Below are 19,621 nucleotides of genomic sequence, written 5' to 3'. Positions count from 1 at the left end.
TTATAACCAACCATTTAATGAGCCACTACCAACCGGCATCGAATACCCCCTTTACCATAGCCCAATGAGACAATATAAACTCCGGAAGGAAGGGCAGCGACCGAAAATATCAGCGACGTTGCTCCTAATGACATCTGGTGATTACGCTGTAAAATTACCTTACCAGCCGGATCCGTTAACGTAAGTTGGATCACATCACCACTCCATTCCAGAGGGAGTCGGACAGATACCTCATCATCAGCCGGATTAGGATATAACAGTGTCCCCAACGCAATTCCAACCAATGTACTTTCTACTTCCAGTTGGGGCAGCAGCTTAGCATCCAGCACTACTTTTAGCGAGGCAGTAACAATGGGCGAGTAATCCGATGCAGACTGAGGGGACACCGACCGGATACGGTATTGGTAGATTTCTCCTATCTTAAGCGAACTTTTTGTATCACTGCTTCGCAGGTCCTGATACGTTTGGCTAGTGCCCGACAATACCGCTATTTGCTTGAAAATGCCGTTTGTATCGGCCCGCTCAATCGACCACCTAGCCAGACTATCTATCTTATTATCCCAGCTAAGTTCTATAGCACTTGTATCTACAGGAACAGCCAAAAAATTCGTTGCAGCAGGTAATGCCGGGGCAATCGGAACCTGGTAAAAGCTAAGCGCCCGCATCCCCAGTTTATTCCGAATAACAGGCCCCACATAAAAACCAACCTGATTGTCCTGGTAAGATGAGGGCAAATAGGTCAGGTGTTTCGCCGTGATGCGTTTTGTCAACTTTATGACCAGAGAATTTCCCCGTTCGGCAACTGACTTAACCAGACCACTTTCGCCCGTTGGGTAGTCAGTATAGATAAAATCGGATAAACTTTTTGCGTAGCGATACCCTTTACTGCTGATGATCGTATCGGCTGGCCAGCTCATTTTATGAACGGGTTCGAATTCAAGGGTAATTTCGTCCTGTTCGGGCTTGCTATAATATAGCTTTTGCAGATTAGGCGACCCAATGCCAGCGGTATCAACAACCCCATAAAGATCACGAGCGATGAGCCGATACAGTTCCAACCCGAACTGATAATGGCCTGCTTCATCATAATGTACACCCTCGTACCCTGGCAAACCAACGGTAGCAATGGGCTCATTATCGGCAAAAATAGACTTAGACCGACGTTGGAAGTCCCGTAAAACACCCGCATTGATTACGTTGTCGGTTAATATATTGATCTGCGAATGATAGATTTTTCTCAGGCCGGGGTAGTCTAGTTTCCAATAGTTGTAGAGTTGTGGGAAGGTACGAACATAAACGTCCGGATTATTGGCCGCTTCGGCTTCGCCCTGCCGCCAGATCATGGCTTTTGCCTGACTGGCTACACCGGCCTTACTTGCTCTGTACAGCAAGCGCCCATAAAGTGTACTTAACGACATCGGCTGACTGGCATCCCGATTGGCATGACTGGTAATCGTAGTCCCGCCAACGGCACCGTTTATAATAGCTGTTGGAATGCCCTGTTTCTCCTTGATCATTCGTTGCAACTCCATGCCCCACAGGCAGGTAAGATCCTCTTTTGTGTTGGTCAGACACCAGGCCGTATCTGCCGGATTGTAGCTATTATTGAAGTTGTGTACACCAAACGTGCGGCAGAATGTGCTGCGAATTGTGTAATCCTCATATTGTCCAACTGCATTCGACTGCCCCATAATCAGGAAAACATCGCCACAAACAATGCTATCGCGAAAAGCTACCCGTACCGAGTCTGCCTGTAAGACTCGGTGTATAAACAGCTGAAAACTGTACTGATTCAGTTCGGCTTTGATAACCGGGGCAAAGGCAAAGTGCCCGGTCAGCGAGTCAGGAATTATTTTACGATACTGGTACGGCTTATTATCTCTGGCAACCACCAGAGAAATGGCTTTTACATCGTCATCGGGAGCTTGCCCGGAAATCGCGACGGAACACTGACTTAATTGATTACGGGGATAAAGTTGCAGTCTGGCAGGCCATTGATCGAGCCTGACAGCCTTTTGTGCCCGCATAGTGGTACAATCAACCAGGATAAATACCAGGGCTATTACTATTAATCTCACGGAGTTACGGTATAAAACAACTACAAACATACCAATTAGCAGGCAAACCCTATCAGATCCACGACCGGATCAACAGCCAGTCAAGGGAAATTGCTTACCAATAATCCAGCAACAACAAAGCCATTCGTGAAACTACATTCTTTAAAACTCTTACTTTTACAGGCAATAATAAAACAGTTATTGTCCGGAGGTCGTTAGTTGTCAGTCTGTAGTCAGTCACTTACCTGAGCTTTCGCTTTACTCTTCAGGCCAATAGCTATTGACCGATAATCAACGACTTCATTTTGAACGTTCCTGTTTTTCTGGCCCGAAAAGTTCGTCACGCTCCGAAAGGAAGCTTTTCGGCTACCGTTACGCGCGTTGGCATCGCCAGTATTGCGCTTGGACTGGCGATTTTGATTATCGCCTTTGCTGTTTTGTTCGGCTACAAACGCACCATTGAGCAGAAGATTTTTCTGTTTGGTGCCCACTTACAGGTCAGCAAATTCACCAATAACGCATCTTACGAAGAAACCGCTCTCTCTCTTAAAACCACGCTTTACCGCGATAGTACCCGTGTTCCCGGCGTACGCCACATTCAGGCCGTTGCTCTGAAAGCGGGGATTTTAAAAACACCGGAAGAGTTAACGGGCGTCATCCTGAAGGGAGTTGGTAAAGACTACGACTGGAATCTGTTCAAAGAGTCACTGGTGGCCGGTACAGTACCTGTGGTGGGTGCCGATACGGGCTCCGGCTCTACCCAGCTACTTCTCAGCCAGCTGATGGCCAATCAGTTGAACGTGAAAGTTGGCGATGCCGTACCGCTTTACTTTCTGGGGAACCCGCCCCGTGCCCGAAAAATGACCGTAGTGGGTATTTACGAAACCGGCCTTGAGGAAGTCGATAAGACCATTGCCCTCGGCGATATTCGGCTGGTGCAGAAACTCAACCGCTGGGGACCCGACTCAGTAGGAAGCTACGAGATCTACGTGAACGATTTCAATCAGCTAACCCTCGCTGCCAATAATGTATTTCAGGCCATGGCACCCGACATGCGCTTAACGCGGGTAACGGATCAGTACCGACCCTTATTCGACTGGATGCTGCTGCTCGACCGGAACATGATTATTCTGTTGACACTGATTACGTTCGTAGCCTCGTTCAACATGGTGTCCGTACTGCTTGTGTTAATGATGGAGCGTACACCCATGATTGGGCTACTCAAGGCATTAGGAGGAAACAATGCCCTCATTCGACGAATGTTTGTCTTTGTCGGGCTCAACATGGTCGGCTGGGGATTACTCATCGGTAATCTGGTTGGGATTGGCCTGTGCTTCGCGCAGGAACGCTTCAAACTCATTCCGCTGGACCCAAAAAATTACTTCGTCAGCTACGTGCCCATCGCCTGGGACTGGGAAACGATTCTGGCCCTCAATGGCGCCACAATTATCCTGATTGGTCTTGTTCTTTGGTTATCAACAATCCTCATCAACCGCATTCAACCCGTGAAAGCGCTGGCGTTTAAAAAATAGTTTAAACCGGGATTTAGCTGATTTACCTGACTGGCATTGATTTCAGTAGATGACATTTGTTGACTTGAAATCATGCTAATCACAAAAATCCATTAAATCCTACGGGGTAGCCCGTGCGGTTCAGATTACTTCCGGTACGTGAACTTCTGAATATATCCCTTTTCCCCATTACCCTCACTGGCAATGTACAGGTCGCCGTTTGGGGCAAAACAGATGCCTTCGGGCTGGCGAAAGGCCTTCGGGTCAAGCGGTTCAGAATAGATAATTTTAGCTTTACGGCTCGTGATCAGGAGTCGTTTGCCGACAGACGTGAGCATGTACCACTCCCCCGTTTTCGGATGCACGGCAATCCCCGACGGCTTGTAGGTTTTGGGGTCAATTCCCGCTCCTTTCAGTTGGTCGTCATTTAAGCTCATGTCTTTAAACACCGCCCGGTTTAGCAGATCGAACGAATACACAGCCTTATCACTCGATCCCTCTCCGTTTTTTACCGCAATGAGCAAACGCTTGGTTTTAGGATCGTACCCTAACCCTTCAACTTCCGTTTTTTTGGGTAGATCTGTTTTGGTCTTACCAATTTGGGTTGATTCAGGCTCGAAACGGGAAAGTGTACCATTGCTCTCAAGTACATAAACCTGCCCGTTCACGTATTCAATGCCCTCGAAATCGCCGTATCCGCCAAAACCGAAATCCTTGACGACTTTGCCTTTTTTCGTATCAAATACGTAAACAACGGCCTCTTCGTCCTGCACGCACAGAAGCTGATCGTCTTTATAATAAGTCAGGCCCGATATTTCCTTCAATTCTTTCGGGAGGGCATACGTCTGGTCGGGGGCGCTGAGCTGATACGGCAATTTAAACTCAGTGGCCAGGGTTCCGGCTTCGGGTTGCTCATTTGTTTTTGACGAGGTGCCGCAACCCGCCAGCAGGATTATAAAACCAATAAAAAGACGATTCATAACAGACTGATTTTGGGCAAATGTATGGATTTGACATTAACCTACTTTCAGAATGTAGACCCAGTCCCTAAAATTCCTCCTTCCTTCAAAATCAGAATGGCGTCATTCAGATTCCTGAAACGGGCATTCCGCCGGTTTCTTTTTTGCTATTTACCAGATCTAATTAGTTTTGTTTATAAACCTGATGTACCATGTCTAACCGTCTGACGACTTCGCAAAAGTGGCAACTTGCCCTGAGCGTATTCGTTATCTACTTTCCAATTCGGCTGTACGTCAATGTGTCAACGCTGACCTGGTTGCTGATGGCACGTAATGTGCCCTTCTGGATAGTGGAAACGATCCTGACGGTTCTGTTTTTTTATGCCTGGCTCACCGTTGCCGAATGGCTTCAGCAGGTACTTTTCAAGCGTTTTGGCGAAGGTTTTCTCATCGAGTTCAAAATCCCGGCCCAACTGGCTACTTTGGTCATTGCCAGCGCATTGGCACTGGTGTTTAACTTCGCCTTTTTTATGACCTGGCGTGGATTGGACACCGCGCTTGAACGAAATTTCGGGGTTTACCACGATCAGGAAATTCGGCCACAGCGCCCGGTTCCAACACCGGCCATATTGGAAGAGCGACGAAAACGGAGTGAACAACGCCGACGCGTCAACAACGGCTTAACGGTGATGGCCATGCTGTCCGCTTTTTACCTGGCTGCCAATCGACGGGCTTATCGTGAGTTGGAGGTTGTTCAGGTACGCGCCGAACGGCTGGAAAAAGAGAATGTGCAGGCGCAGTTTGCGGCCCTGAAAAGCCAGGTAAATCCGCACTTTCTGTTCAACAGCCTGAGTATATTGTCGTCTTTGGTCCATGCCGACGCCGAACTGTCGGAGAAGTTCATCGACCAGCTATCGCGGGCCTACCGTTACATTCTGGAGCAGAAAGATAACGAACGGGTCTTGCTGAAAACCGAACTGGAGTTTATTCAGGCCTACCGCTTTCTGCTGAATATCCGCTTCGAGAAAAAATTCGATGTTATCATCAACGTTCCTGAGGCAGACCAGACCCGCTATAGCATTGCCCCGCTAACGCTTCAGTTATTGGTCGAAAACGCCGTTAAGCACAATCGCATGTCGGCGAAAGAGCCCTTGAATGTCCATATTCTGCTGGAAGGCGACTGTCTGGTTGTGAAAAATAACTTACAACCCCGCCCCCAGTCCGAAACATCGACCGGTATGGGTCTGCAAAACATCATCACCCGTTACGCGCTCCTGACCGAGCGGCCCGTTCGGGTTAGTGACAGCGAAGGCAGCTTCATCATAAAAATACCCTTGTTATTCAACGAACGAATGAATGAACCGGCGAGTGAGCGTAATGGTATATCTGCCGGCACGCGTACACTCGCCTGAACGAGACCTTCTTTTTATGAATAGATTTCCTTATTCAGCCATTCGTTCTATACGCCTATGAACGTTACTATTATTGAAGACGAAAACCTGACAGCCAAACGGCTCGAAAGTTTACTTCACAAATATGACCCTACTATAAAAGTACTGGCTCGCATTCCATCAGTAGCCGAAGCCGTGGCGTGGTTCGACGAATCGCCCGTGCCCGTCGATCTGGTATTTATGGATATACATCTGGAGGATGATCTGGGCTTTCGGATTTTCGAACAAACGCAGTTAACAACGCCCGTCATTTTTACGACCGCCTACGATGAATACATGATTCAGGCGTTTAAGGTCAACAGCATCGACTACCTGCTTAAACCTATCAATTACGACGAACTGGTAGCCGCTATTGAAAAATACAAATCCCTGAAAAAACAGTTTGGACAAACAGCCTCAACGTCGGCTCATGACATTGAAACGCTATTGAATCTGATTGGCAAATCGAAGCAAACCGATTATAAAGAGCGGTTTATGATAACCGTCGGCACAAAAATAAGGAGCATCGAAACCGGCGACATTGCCTATTTCTATCTGGAAGAAAAAGTTGTTTTCCTGGTTACGAAAGACGGCCTGACGCTTCCTGTCGATTATAGTTTAGACAAGTTAACGCAGATATTGAACCCACGTCAGTTTTTCCGGATCAGTCGTCAGTTTCTGGTTTCGTTACCTGCCATTCAGACCATTCATACCTTTTCGGCGGGAAAACTCAAGCTGGATATGATTCCCAAATCCCGTCAGGAGGTTTTCGTAAGTGGCGACCGCATGACGGAATTCAAAGAGTGGCTGGGAAAATGAACTAAGCTATTACACGTCTGCCTGTTTTTACCTGATTACTACTCCTAAACCTTCCCTTTGGCCTGCGGCAACGCAGGCCTTTTTTGTACCAGTCAAAACGAATACAAGCAAGATCGGTGACGAAGCCGTACCTTTGCACTATGGAGAATACCGACGACAAGCCCCGCAAACAACGCGGCCAACGTACCGATGTAAAACTGACCGTTTCGGAGCCCGCCGAACTCATGGCCTTTTTGATTGCCAATTTGCCCCATAAAAATCGCAACAACATCAAGTCCCTGCTCGGCAATAAGCAGATTCTGATTGATGGGAAGGTGTTTACCCAGTTCAATCACCCGTTAAAGCCCGGTCAGATTGTTACGGTGGCGGCCAACCGGGCACCCCAAACATCGCAGTATCGTGGTCTCACCATTTTGTACGAAGATCAGTCCCTGATTGTCATTAACAAACAGGCTGGGTTGCTCTCGATGGCGACGAATAAAGAACGCGACCGGACGGCGTACGGCATTTTGAGCGAATACACGAAAAAAGAAAACCCCAAAAACAAGATATTTATCATTCACCGTCTCGACCGCGAAACCTCGGGTGTAATGATGTTCGCCAAAAGCGAAAAAGTGCAGCGGTTGATGCAGGAATCATGGAACGCAACGACTAAAGAGCGCACTTACGTAGCGTTGGTAGAAGGTGTTCCGGAGCCCCCTCAAGGTACCATTACCTCCTACCTGCGCGAGAGCAAGGCCCTGATTGTGTACTCCAGCCAGAACCCCGATACCGGCCAGCTTTCCATCACCAACTATACAGTCATGAAAGCCGGAAATGGCTATGCCTTATTGGAACTGGAGTTGGAAACGGGGCGAAAAAACCAGATTCGGGTACACATGCAGGATATTGGCCATCCAGTAGCAGGTGATGAAAAATACGGTGCTGAAACAGATCCCATTGGCCGACTGGGTTTGCACGCCGAGGTGCTGGCGTTTGAGCACCCGATAACGGGCGCACCCATGCGCTTTGAAGCACCCGTACCCAAATCGTTTTTGGCTTTGGTGAAAGTAAGCGAGCAGGAGTAATAGATTTCCTGACTGGATTAACAGGATTTATCAATCTGCTTAAATCCTGTTGATCCTGTCTGAATTCATCACTTAACAAGCCGGTATTTAAGCAATACCCAGATAGCTTCGACCCCATCCAGCCAGGAAATCTTTTTGCCCTCAGCAATTGAACGGGGATAATAACTAATCGGCAACTCCTTAATGCGGATTCCCCGCTTAGCAACTTTAGCCGTTACTTCCGGGCAAAACTCAAAGCGGGTACAATCGAGGGGAATAGAACGCAACAAGTTGGCATCGAACACCTTATAGCACGTTGGCTCATCGGTAAGGCGCTGATTGAACAGAATATTTGTCAGCAGCGTAACAACCTGGCCCCCCACGTAGAAGCTGAAGTACGAATGTCGGTTTTCGGGATTGAGAAACCGGGAGCCATAAATCACCTTCTCTTTTCCATCGACAATGGGTTTTACGAGCGCCAGGTAGTCTTGCGGTTCGTATTCCAGATCGGCGTCCTGTACAATGGCAATATCGCCGGTCATGTGTTGAATGGCGGTTCGGATTGCCGCGCCTTTCCCCTGATTCTTTTCGTGGAGGACTACCCGGATGTTAGGAATAGCCTTAAGCGTTAACAGGTGCTCGCGGGTACCATCCGTAGAGCCATCGTCGACAATAATAATCTCTTTATTTATTGGGACAGCCTGAATCTTTTCGAGGAGGGTATCAATAGATGTAATCTCGTTGTAAGCAGGGATAAGAACTGATAGCAGCATAAAACAAAAGTAATCGAAAACAGGCGAACAATGGTGAGGTCACTTTCGAACCCAGTAAAGCAACGGGAAGCGGGGATTTTTCACTTGCACAAAGTTTTTTTGTAATCCCGCCCGCAATTGTCGGATGGCGTAGGCATTGGCCGGGTCATTCAGGGCGGTACTATCATCGATCACGCTCGACCGATTGCCAAACACCACCATCTTTAAACTCGTATCCGCTAAAGCCTTTTTGTAGGTGTCCGGATGCGACTTTATATAATGCGTTGTCTGCATCTCGGTAAAAAAGAACGGTACGTTTGGTTCTCGATCCGACAGATAGTACAGGCTCAGCGCATTATCGAACAGAAGCACTTTGCCGGTAGGCCCGGCCTGTTCACGGATAAATTCACCGGCGTCTTTTTCTCCCGAATAATCGGCAATCGTTACAAATCGTTTGATAGCATCGGGTCGGTACAAGAATGCACTGATCAACACCAGTACACCCACGACCCCAACGCCCATAACTATTGACCGGTACGGTATGCTGGTATGCCGACGTTCGTACTGTTCTAACCATTTATCGACTATAAAACCCAGGTGTACAGAGAAGAAAACAGCGGCTGGGAAGAAGTAGTGGCTTGCCTGCGTTTTCAGCATGGCAACACACGAGAAACCCGCCAGCAGCAACGCCAGCCAAAGCACCGGTGTTCGCTGGTACGCGGCCCGGTAGGGTTGTCGCAGCATCAAAACCACCGACAGCGCTAATAAGAGCAGGAACCAGCTTAGTTTGATCAGAAACTTAACCAGAAAAATTGTGTGAGACGGGTATCCGCCAAAGGGATAAATATACGTCCATTCCAGGTGAGCATCCAGCCGGTTCGTCGCGTAAAAATACAAGGCAGAGAGTACCAGTGGCAGTAAAAAACCCAGCAATACCAGCATCCCTCTTGCCACCATCGGCCAGAACGTAAGCCGCCCGGTAAGCCACAAGAGCAGGATAAAAGCACCAAACCCTACGACGTAAAAAGCCACCACACTCTTAAAACACATGGCAATACCAAGCAGAATACCGGCTCCCAGCCATCGCCAGCCCGACTGTTCTTTTCCATCAGTGGCCAGTACGAACGCATTGAGACCGAAAATGGCGATCCAGCTCTCAGGCTCCAGGAAATTCATTTCCATGAAAAAACAACAAGCGGCCGTTAGCGCAGCCGTAATTAGAGACGCCCGCTCCCCAAATTGGCGGGCAGCCCGCCAGGCAGACGCTACGCAGCCCATTGCCAGCAACGTAATCAAGGCGGTAACACTGACATGGTTATAGCCTCCCAACAGACTCAGCAACACATTGGTCGACGAGTAGATCAGGTACGATTTGGACGGAATAAAATCATACAGGGAGTATCCTTCGTTGAGCGAGCGCCCAATTACCAGATATTCCAGCGCGTCGTAGCCATACGTTGAATTGTAGGTAAACAGAAAGAAAATAGGGCCAAATAAGATAAGTAATATAAAAAGTCGTGTCATGGTACTCAAATATTGCTCCCGGCGAGTCTTCAATAAACCGACAAATGTACTGGATTACCAATAAGTCACCAGATTAAACAAATGTTTTTGTTTACCGTTTGCTCCGTAGTACTACGTTGCAACGATCCCACGCCCCTTGAAATAGCCAATATTCGTTTTTTCTTCGCCACGATATTTTTTGCCTTCGGCATCCAAAAAACGGCATTCAGCCAAATTGTTTTTATTCTCTAAATAGAACGTCTCACTTTTGAGCCGTTAATCGACAACCTCATGAAAGCCCTGTTACTATCTTTACTCATCGTTAGCGCAACCGTCTCTCTTGCCCAAACAACGGGGACGCCTGCCACCGGAACGCCGACAACACCTTCAGCCGATACCACAATCGCCCCGGCGCCAGCTCCAGACCCGTTTGGCACAACACCAGCTACTACTCGTCCGGATAATTTCACCGCACCGGCGGGCTCCCGGCCCTCCCGTATTGGCAGTCCGGCAGGTGTGCCACCTCAGGTAGGTGCTACACCGTCAGAAGCGGAGCCAATCGTTCGTGGAACGGGTAAAATAACGGGTGTTCTGATGGATTCAACAACGAACAAACCCGTAGAATTTGCGACAATCGCTTTACTCAACACGACTACCAACAAACCCATTGACGGCACCACTGCCGATGCTAAAGGTAAATTTACCCTCGGCAAGGTAGCACCCGGCCGGTACCGGCTCCAATATTCCTTTATCGGCTACAAGGATAAACGAAGCAGCGTACTTACTATTGACAAGAATAGCGACATTAATCTGGGCACCATAAAGCTGGGTGCCGACGTTCGGACACTGAGTGAAGTGAACGTGGTAGGACAAGCCGCCATGATCGAAGAGAAAGTGGACCGGCTGGTGTATAATGCCGATAAAGATATTGCCGCCAAAGGGGGCGACGCGGGCGACATTCTCCGCAAAGTCCCAATGCTATCGGTCGATCTGGACGGTAACGTTAGCTTACGGGGCAGTGCCAATGTTACGGTACTTATCAACAATAAACCCTCTACTATTGTCGCCAGCAGTGTGGCCGATGCCTTGAAGCAGATTCCGGCCGACATGATCAAGACCGTTGAAGTCATTACCTCACCCTCGGCCAAGTATGACGCCGAAGGATCAGCGGGTATCATCAACATCGTGACCAAGAAAACAACCTTGCAAGGCGCGACGCTCGATGTGAACGGAGGTGTGGGGAACCGGGGCAGTAACCTGGGGCTGAGCGGCAACTACCGCACGGGCAAAATGGGTTTCTCGCTCAGCGGGTTTGGCCGGGCTGAATACAATGTAAAAGGGGCTTTTACCAACGACCAGACAACCCGCAGTTATGACGCAGCAACGAATACCTTCTCGGGCAGCACCCGTACCCTTCAGACAGCCACTACCCTGAGCCAGCGTTTGTTTGGTAACTACCAGCTGGGTTGGGATTACGACATCGACAAACGCACTTCGATTACCGCCAGCCTACGCTACGGTGCCCGGAATGGTACGGCAAATCAATATAACCTGCTCACACAAACAACCGGTCCTAACAGCTTTTTCCCAACCGTGAATGACCGGAATGTACAAACTAAGGACTTGTCTGGAACGGTCGATGCGAACGTGACTTACACCAAGATTTACAAACCGCAGCAGGAATTCAGTATTCTGGCCTTGTTCAGCCGCAACAACCGGACAAATAACTTCGTAGCGGACATTTTGAGCGGTGCTGATTTCCAGACGATTACAGCGCGCCAAAAGAATGACAACCTTAGTTACAATCAGGAGTCAACGCTCCAGATCGATTATCAGACGCCCATCAAAACCAACCAGCTACTCGAATTCGGAGCGAAAGGCATTTTCCGGAAAGTAAACAGCGATTACACCTACTACCTCGCTACCGGCGATAACTTCAACTATATCGTTGACCAAAACCGTCCTTCCAATACGCTCTTTTACGACCAGAACATTGCGGCCTCATATCTGTCATACACCCTGACAACGAAAAATAAATACACCGTTAAGGCCGGTGCCCGTTACGAGTATACTTTTATTAATGCCCGATTTAGCAAAGAAGTAAGCGGCCAGTCGACAGCTATACCCGACTACGGTACGCTGGTTCCCAGCATCAATATCTCGAAAAGCCTGAAAGACGGCAAGATTATCAAACTGGCGTATAACCGCCGTATTCAACGTCCGGGTATCCAGTTCCTTAATCCTAACGTGAACTCCGCAAACCCAACGAACATTACCCAGGGTAACCCCCTGCTATCGCCGGAGTTTACGGACAACATCGAATTTAGCACCAGTGCCAACATTAAAGGATTATACCTGAACGCTTCGCTCTTTGCCCGGCGCACGGCCAATGAAATCACCGCCGTTCGTGATGTATCGCAGCAATCGTTCGGTGATGTGACCAGCCAGGTTTTTCAGCAGGTAATCCGGACAACCTACCAGAACGTCGGTCGTCAGGATGCCGCCGGGATAAACCTGTTCGGCAACGGGACACTCTTCCGGAAACTACAATTGGGTGGCGGCCTCGATCTTTACCATGTGAGCCTGACAAATAACAACGCCAACCCAATTTATTCGGCGTCGAACTCCGGCTGGGTAATTGGTGGTCGGATTCAAAGCAGCGTTTCACTCAGCAATGGCTGGGCGTTCCAATTGTTCGGCGGTGGCCGTGGTAAGCAGGTACAATTGCAGGGTTACCAAACCCCAATGTACTTCTACAGCATTGGTATGCGGAAGGAATTCAACAATAAGAAAGCCAGTCTGGGTCTGGCCGGAGAGAATATCTTCAACCACCCATTTACGCAGCGGTCTGAGTTATCCTCACCCATCCTGACGCAAAACTCGCAGACCAGCTTTTACAACGCAGGCGTTCGGTTGACGTTCAGCTACAAACTGGGTAAAATGAGCTTTGATGCTCCCCAGAAACGCCGGAAGTCGGTTAATAACGACGACGTGAAAGAAGGCGAAGGTGGTGGCGGTGGTGATAACCAGCAACAGGCAGCTCCAGCGGCCCCAGCTGGTGGCGGTGGCCGAACGGGTGGCGGTGGCCGTCCACGATAATAGCAGACTCATTACCCTCCGGCATACTTTTTGGCGGGGCTCAAGATAATTAGATTAGGTTGGTGATCAATCCCTCTTGCTCTGCGAGAGGGGTTTCTTGTTTATTACATGTTCATTTTCGATTTTGCCAGTACATTCCCTATACATAGATCATGAAGTCAAAAAATTTGGTTAGCCTTTCCGTTTCAGCGGTATTTTTCGTTCTTTCCATTACGGGCCTGTTAATTTATTTTGGGCAGGGCGGCTATGTTGTCGATCATACCCACGCCTGGTTTGGTGTACTGTTCTTTATCGCTGCGGTCTTTCACATTGTCAATAACTGGTCTTCGATTGTTGGGTATTCCAAAAGTCGCCGAACGGGCAGCATTCAAAAAGAACTGATCATACCCGTTGTCATTGTCGCCATTTTTGCTGCGGGTATTGGGTTCGATGTACCCGTTTTCAAGAAACTGGGTAATGCTGGTAAAGACCTGGTGCGGGGTAGTCGGCCGCGCGGTGGACCGTTGTCACAAGCTGCTGTCGATTCGATTGCCAGCGCCGTTGAAACAGCCTACGCAACAGCCTATACCAAAGGCGACACGGGCGCATTGGCCGCCGTAATGCCCGTTAAAACAGCACTTTTGACCGAAGCCGGAACAATTCTGAATGGGTCAGATATTCAGAAGAACCTGTTAGCCCGTACAGCTCCGGAAACGCTGAAAACGAAGGTAGACCGCGCCGAAGCCCTCGACGACCACACAATTCTGGTGTATGGTACATCAACCAACTCAACGGCCACATCCCCTTCTGTGTATTCGCACGTCCTGAAAGAACAGGACAAGAAGTGGAAAATCATTGCGGCCCAACGGGCATTTCCATCCGTGCAATAAGATTGCAACTTTAGACCAGGCCCGTAGTAGCTGACAGCATCCAGAATCCATTTAATAAAATCCAGAACTGGTTTTAATTAAATGGATTCTGTCGTTCAACGGCGTAAAATCCTTTCCGATCAACCTTTCTCTAAACCGTATTCAATCGCCATGAGTCTGGATCTTCTTTTAACACTGGATACAATCGAGGTGCTGGAAAATTACATTGATAAAATCCGACCCAGTGAAGAGCTAAGGGATCAGATAGACATAGGGTACAAACTAGACAATCAGAGTATCATTATCTTTGAGAGCCGCCCCTACTTTCACCAGCCAGACGAACGGTTCGAGTCGGCGGTGGCAAAGGCTACATTTGTAAAAGCGCAGGACCACTGGAAGGTTTTCTGGCAGCGCTCAAATTTAAAGTGGCAGATTTACGCACCACAACCTTTTGTGAAAACAATAGACCAGTTTGTTGCTCTGGTTGAACAGGACGAATATTATTGTTTCTGGGGATAATTGGTCCGCCCGTAATCGCTGTCTGCCTGCAACGTAACAGAAAGATAACGCGTACAGATCATGTTGGTCTGCGTTTATGTATTAGTTTAGGTCAATTTCTGACTTCTTACCGACCTTATTATTAATCGCTTGCCAAAATATGAGCCTCCTTTAGTCATTTTTTCACCATATAGTAAACTCTATTGACTACTATCCGGTTAATTGAAGGAATACCTGTTTGCCTGACCATTGAATGAAGCAATTCTTACTGTTCGTTATAACGTATAGCCTGGTTATATTCGGCTTGTCGCTGTCGGCGTTTGCCCAGACCGCTTATGTGGTATCGGGGCGAGTGACGGACGCGGCTACCGGCGAAGGCATTCCGTTTGCCAGTATTGCGCTGAAGGGCAAAACGTCCGGTACCACCTCCGACGTAGACGGTCGTTATTCGCTTCGGCTCACCCAAATCTCCGATTCGCTCATCATTTTAAGTTTGGGCTATCGAACCACCGCTTACCCTCTTTTGCAGCAGGCATCCCAGACGATAAACGCGCAACTTACGGCAACTGCCACGAAGCTAAAGGAGGTTAAAGTGTACGCCAAAGGAGGTGACCCGGCTTATCGGATCATGCGCGAAGCCCTTAGAAGGCGCGATGAATACAACCCGGCAAAAATGGTAGCTTATCAGTACGATAGTTACACAAAAGTTGAAGGATACATCAATAATTTTGCCCAAAAGCGTAAAAACAACCGGAAACCGGGGCCTATCGGGCGGCTGTTGGGCAAACTGCCCGCCATTGTGGATGAAAACGGGCAACCAGCCGTACCCGTATTTATTTCGGAAACGGTCTCTAACTTTTACGCCCGCTCCCAACCCGAAAAAATAAAAGAGCGCGTACTGAAATCGCACGTTACAGGGGTTGGTGTTAGCGATGGTGGCCTTATTTCCCAGCTAACCGGTGCCTCGTTTCAGCAGTACAACTTCTACCGGAACTCCGTTAACATCCTTCAGAAAGACATCCCCTCCCCGATTGGCAGTCAGTGGGAAACGATTTACCGATTTCGTCTCAGGGACACAATTGTTCTGAACAACGCCGTTTGCTTTGCCATTGAGTTCACCCCAAAACGAGCCAGCGACCTGGCCTTTACGGGAACGCTACTTATTGATACGCTTCATTTTTCGCTGGCCCAGATGGACGCCCGGGTCGGCAAGCGGGCGAATATCAACTTTGTCGATGAGCTACACATCGAGCAGGATTGGGAAACCACTCCTTCGGGTCTTCGCTTTCCAACCCAGACGCAGGTGATGATTGATACCGACGAGCCAACCCCACGCGCACCGGGCGCTTTGGTTCGTTTTTTTACATCGGCCACGAACATTGTTGAAAACCAGCCGAAAGAGGTCGGATTTTATGACCCATCCATCGAACTTTCGGATGATTACAAGGATACCGATGCCGCTTTCTGGCAGCGCGCCCGACCGGCATCCCTCTCCCCGCGTGAGTACAGAGCTATGGAAGTTGTCGACTCTGTTCGTAACGTTCCGTTTATGAGAGTGGCCGGTGAGATTATCAAGTTGGGTGTGATTGGGTACAAGCCGCTGGGGAAATTAAACGTTGAACTTGGCCCGCTTCTTTATTCGTATGCCAGTAACACCATTGAAGGGCAGCGGTTTCGGCTTGGGTTACGAACCAATACCGGTTTCAGCCGAAAGTGGCTGCTGAGCGGCTACGTGGCCTATGGTACGCAGGATAAAAAGCTGAAGTACAGCGCCAACATCGAGTATATCCTTAGTCGTAAGCCCTGGACAGTCATTGGCGTTCGGCAGAGTTATGATCTGGAACGGATCGGCGTATCGGCCGACAACATCGGCAATAACTCCCTGTTTGGGGCTTATTCGCGTTTCGGCACCATTCGGCGACCCTATTTTCAGGAAGAGAAACTGGCCTACTTCCGGCGCGAGATGGGCCGTGGTTTCACCCAGACAGTTGCCCTGCGCAACCGCAATTTTGAGCCGCTGTTTCCGTTTGCTTTCCGCCCCCAGCTGAACGATCAGGACCAGACAATTCGGAGCAGCTACCGGATCACGGAATTGATTTCGGAAACGCGCTTTGCCCCCGACGAAGTCATCCTGCAAAACGACAATGTGCGCGTGAGCACCGGGGCCATCCGCAAGCCCATTTTTACCCTGCGGTACACGCTTGCCCTACGGGATGTAATGGGCAGCGATTTTACGTACCAGCGCATTGCCCTCACCATGAAGCACTCCTTTCGCATGGGCGTGCTGGGCAGGTCCTATTATACCATCGGCGCCGGTATTATTCCCTCAACGGTTCCGTATCCGCTGCTGTACACTCCGCTGGGCAACGAATCGTCGTTTTATGTTGGGAATGCGTACAATCTAATGAACTACTTCGAGTTTATCTGCGACCGCTGGGCGACGGTACAATACGAACACAACTTTGGTGGTCTGCTGTTTAACCGGCTCCCGTTGCTTCGGCAGCTTAAATGGCGTGAACTTGTTACCGCAAAAGTGCTCATTGGTGGGGTATCGACCAGCAATTTAGCGGTTATTCCAGCGGTTAATGAGACTGGGCAGGCCGTTGAAGGATTCAGCTCGTTGACCCGAACGCCTTATGTTGAAGTGGGCTACGGCATCGACAACATCTTTAAAGTACTCCGTGTCGATGCGATTCATCGACTTACCTACCGCGACAATATTGGCCGTACGGGCATTCCCGTCACGCCTTTTGCCATCAAAGTATCGGGCTGGCTGGCGTTTTAAGCAACCTTACCTTTTTATCTGACAACCAGCTTTAGCTGCTCGTCCGGTAAGGCCACGGCCGATGGTTCCAGGTTGATGACTTCGTTCAACAGACCGGTTCGAAGGTTGAACACCCAACCGTGTAAACTCGGGATCTGATGACTCGCCCACATCCTCTGCACACTATCGGTTTCGGCCAGGCGGTAAATCTGCTCCTGTACGTTTAGCTCGACAAGCCGGTCAAAACGAGTGTGGGCATCGGCAATCTGGTCCAGTTCGGCCTGGTATTTCTCCTGCACCCGCTTGATGTTGACAAGCCACTGGTCGATAAGGCCTAATTTCTTACCTGCCATAGCAGCTTTTACGCCCCCGCATTCGTAGTGCCCGCACACGATAACATGCTTTACCTGCAGCACTTCAACAGCATACTGAACAACGCTCAGGATATTCAGATCGCCGGGAACGACCAGGTTGGCAATGTTTCGATGCACGAACATTTCGCCGGGATCGGTTCCCGTAATCTCGTTGGCCGGAACGCGGCTATCGGAACAGCCAATCCACAAAAACTCGGGCTTTTGATCAGACGCCAGCGTAGCAAAATAGTTATCGTCGAGTTCGAGTTTATCCTGAACCCAGGCTTTGTTATAGAGCAATAACTTCTCAGATGGCTGCATGGGTTGGTAGGTTTCGTTTGTGTTGAGTCACCTCGCGGAGTTCGTAGTCAATTCCCAGCGTTCGGGCCGTCAGGGCGTAATCAACGAGCAGGGCGTAAATATCGCGGTCGATGAAATTCGCATACCGGCAATCGACCAATATTGAATCGCCGGGTTTGAACGACCGAAGCGTTTCCTTTAACCTGGGTTTGCTCAGAAAATAAACGTCTCTCTGGAATTTGATCAGCACATTTTTGCCATCCCGGATAACGCGGTATGAAGCCTGTGAGTTTGTATAAAGCACAAACAGGTAGCCAACCGCCAGCCCCACCAGAATGCCAATGAGCAGATTGGTAAAAAGGATGCCGAGCACAGTAACGATAAAGGGAATAAACTGGCTCATACCTTCCCGATACATAGCCGCGAAAAGAGCCGGTCGAGCCAAACGGTAGCCGATAACAATGAGCAGTGCGGCCAGACTGGCCAGTGGAATATGGTTGATAACGGAGCCCGCTGCCAGTACCGACACCATCAGCAGTATGCCCTGAATGATGGTTGACAACCGAGTTTTACCGGCGCTATACACATTAGTAGACGTCCGGATGACAACCGATGTCATGGGCAGACCACCCATAAATCCGGACAGAATGTTACCAATGCCCTGGGCCATCAGTTCCCGACTACCCGAGGATACCCGACGGAGCGGGTCGATTCGGTCGATGGCTTCGAGATTGATGAGTGTTTCAAGGCTGGCGACGAGTGCAATCGTAACCGCAATACCATAAATGTGGGTATCGCCCAGGATGCTGAAGTCGGGAAAATCGAGAATAGAAGACAGCCCGTTTCCCGCTGCGAGAACCGGTATCCGAACCATATGCTCGTTGGAATCGCCCAGATACCAGCTTGTCAGATAATGACCGAAAAACTGATTCAACCCCACGCCAACAAGCACCACCACCAGCGCGGCAGGTACGACCTGAAAAAACCGGATGCCTTTTCTGGACAATTGATCCCAGCCAATAAGAATGAGTAAGGCGATCAGACTGATGGCTACCGCACCGGGGCTAGCCGTCGCAACGGCCCGATAGATTTCGGAGAGCGTATTTTCCTGATCGGCCAATTGGCTGAACTCGTACTCACCTTCGTAGTCGTTATCCCGGCCGAGGGCGTGCGGAATTTGCTTTAGGATAATGACCAGACCGATACCCACCAGCATGCCCTTGATGACCGAATCTGGAAAAAAGCTGCTAAGTCTGCCCGCTTTCAACAGCCCCATAATCAACTGGATGATACCCGCCAGAATGACCGCTACCAGAAACGCTTCGAAGGTGCCGACGGCCGTAATAGACTCGGCCACAATGACGGCCAGACCAGCAGCAGGACCGCTCACACTAACCTCGGAGTCGGAAAGCAGACCAACCACAATGCCGCCGATGATGCCTGCCACAAGGCCGGCAAACAGAGGGGCACCGGAAGCCAGCGCAATCCCCAGGCACAACGGCAAGCCTGCCAGAAATACTGACAGGCCCGCCGTTAGATCATTCGGAAGATAGGTCGTCCGATAGTGTTGAAATGTGCGAAGGGAATTAGTAAGTGGCATTGTTTTAGTTAACCTCAGTATCAATCGAAGCTGAATTTAGCAAAAAGCCACCAATAGATTAAAGAAGGATTAAAAAAACATA

Annotated in this window: 14 protein-coding genes; 8 read left to right on the top strand and 6 right to left on the bottom strand. The window is 49.4% G+C overall.

Annotated features, from left to right (window positions below; all coding sequences use genetic code 11):
• Positions 1–14 precede the first annotated feature (14 nt).
• Positions 15–2,027, bottom strand: a complete 2,013-nt coding sequence (locus CRO74_RS04250) for a sialate O-acetylesterase (RefSeq protein WP_097124753.1) — start codon at positions 2,025–2,027, stop codon at positions 15–17.
• A gap of 335 nt (positions 2,028–2,362) precedes the next feature.
• Between CRO74_RS04250 and CRO74_RS04245 the strand changes: the two genes are divergently transcribed.
• Positions 2,363–3,589 (top strand): ABC transporter permease, encoded by a 1,227-nt coding sequence (locus tag CRO74_RS04245; protein WP_097124751.1) that lies wholly within the window; start codon positions 2,363–2,365, stop codon positions 3,587–3,589.
• A gap of 125 nt (positions 3,590–3,714) precedes the next feature.
• On the opposite strand, the gene CRO74_RS04240 is transcribed toward CRO74_RS04245, so the two are convergent.
• Positions 3,715–4,548, bottom strand: a complete 834-nt coding sequence (locus tag CRO74_RS04240) for an SdiA-regulated domain-containing protein (protein ID WP_097124750.1) — start codon at positions 4,546–4,548, stop codon at positions 3,715–3,717.
• A gap of 191 nt (positions 4,549–4,739) precedes the next feature.
• Between CRO74_RS04240 and CRO74_RS04235 the strand changes: the two genes are divergently transcribed.
• The 3 genes from CRO74_RS04235 to CRO74_RS04225 all read left to right on the top strand — a co-directional run bounded on the left by CRO74_RS04235 (position 4,740) and on the right by CRO74_RS04225 (position 7,843).
• Positions 4,740–5,939 carry a sensor histidine kinase gene (locus CRO74_RS04235; protein WP_097124749.1) on the top strand — a complete coding sequence of 400 codons (1,200 nt, stop codon included), beginning with the start codon at positions 4,740–4,742 and terminating at the stop codon, positions 5,937–5,939.
• Positions 5,940–5,996: 57 nt separating this feature from the next.
• Complete coding sequence (locus tag CRO74_RS04230) at positions 5,997–6,776, top strand: LytR/AlgR family response regulator transcription factor (RefSeq protein WP_097124747.1); 780 nt, start codon at positions 5,997–5,999, stop codon at positions 6,774–6,776.
• Between the two features lie 140 nt (positions 6,777–6,916).
• Positions 6,917–7,843, top strand: a complete 927-nt coding sequence (locus CRO74_RS04225) for an RluA family pseudouridine synthase (RefSeq protein ID WP_097124746.1) — start codon at positions 6,917–6,919, stop codon at positions 7,841–7,843.
• A gap of 68 nt (positions 7,844–7,911) precedes the next feature.
• On the opposite strand, the gene CRO74_RS04220 is transcribed toward CRO74_RS04225, so the two are convergent.
• Positions 7,912–8,595, bottom strand: a complete 684-nt coding sequence (locus CRO74_RS04220) for a glycosyltransferase family 2 protein (protein WP_097124744.1) — start codon at positions 8,593–8,595, stop codon at positions 7,912–7,914.
• A 39-nt stretch (positions 8,596–8,634) separates the two neighbouring features.
• The gene (locus tag CRO74_RS04215) at positions 8,635–10,098 is read right to left on the bottom strand and encodes a glycosyltransferase family 39 protein (RefSeq protein WP_097124743.1); all 1,464 of its coding nucleotides are present in this window, start codon (positions 10,096–10,098) and stop codon (positions 8,635–8,637) included.
• A 270-nt stretch (positions 10,099–10,368) separates the two neighbouring features.
• Here CRO74_RS04215 and CRO74_RS04210 point away from each other — a divergent pair, with 270 nt between their 5' ends.
• The 4 genes from CRO74_RS04210 (at position 10,369) to CRO74_RS04195 (ending at position 17,307) form a co-directional block, all read left to right on the top strand.
• Positions 10,369–13,176 carry a TonB-dependent receptor gene (locus CRO74_RS04210; protein WP_097124741.1) on the top strand — a complete coding sequence of 936 codons (2,808 nt, stop codon included), beginning with the start codon at positions 10,369–10,371 and terminating at the stop codon, positions 13,174–13,176.
• Positions 13,177–13,328: 152 nt separating this feature from the next.
• A complete protein-coding gene (locus CRO74_RS04205; RefSeq protein WP_097124740.1) occupies positions 13,329–14,045 on the top strand; it encodes a DUF4405 domain-containing protein in 717 nt (238 codons plus the stop codon).
• A gap of 81 nt (positions 14,046–14,126) precedes the next feature.
• On the top strand, positions 14,127–14,543 hold the full coding sequence (locus tag CRO74_RS04200) for a DUF3024 domain-containing protein (protein ID WP_245877753.1): 417 nt from the start codon (positions 14,127–14,129) through the stop codon (positions 14,541–14,543).
• A 232-nt stretch (positions 14,544–14,775) separates the two neighbouring features.
• Entirely contained in the window at positions 14,776–17,307 is a 2,532-nt protein-coding gene (locus CRO74_RS04195) for a DUF5686 family protein (RefSeq protein ID WP_097124738.1), read from the top strand.
• A 14-nt stretch (positions 17,308–17,321) separates the two neighbouring features.
• On the opposite strand, the gene CRO74_RS04190 is transcribed toward CRO74_RS04195, so the two are convergent.
• Together CRO74_RS04190 and CRO74_RS04185 are read right to left on the bottom strand one after the other, a co-directional pair.
• On the bottom strand, positions 17,322–17,960 hold the full coding sequence (locus CRO74_RS04190) for a carbonic anhydrase (RefSeq protein WP_097124737.1): 639 nt from the start codon (positions 17,958–17,960) through the stop codon (positions 17,322–17,324).
• Positions 17,947–19,539 carry a SulP family inorganic anion transporter gene (locus CRO74_RS04185; RefSeq protein ID WP_097124736.1) on the bottom strand — a complete coding sequence of 531 codons (1,593 nt, stop codon included), beginning with the start codon at positions 19,537–19,539 and terminating at the stop codon, positions 17,947–17,949. Before CRO74_RS04185 ends, CRO74_RS04190 begins: the two co-directional genes overlap by 14 nt.
• Positions 19,540–19,621: the final 82 nt, after the last annotated feature.

The sequence above is a fragment of the Spirosoma fluviale genome (genome assembly GCF_900230225.1).
Lineage (GTDB): Bacteria > Bacteroidota > Bacteroidia > Cytophagales > Spirosomataceae > Spirosoma > Spirosoma fluviale.
The sequence above is the reverse complement of the archived record's forward strand: the minus strand, read 5'-3'. Positions and strand labels throughout refer to the sequence as shown.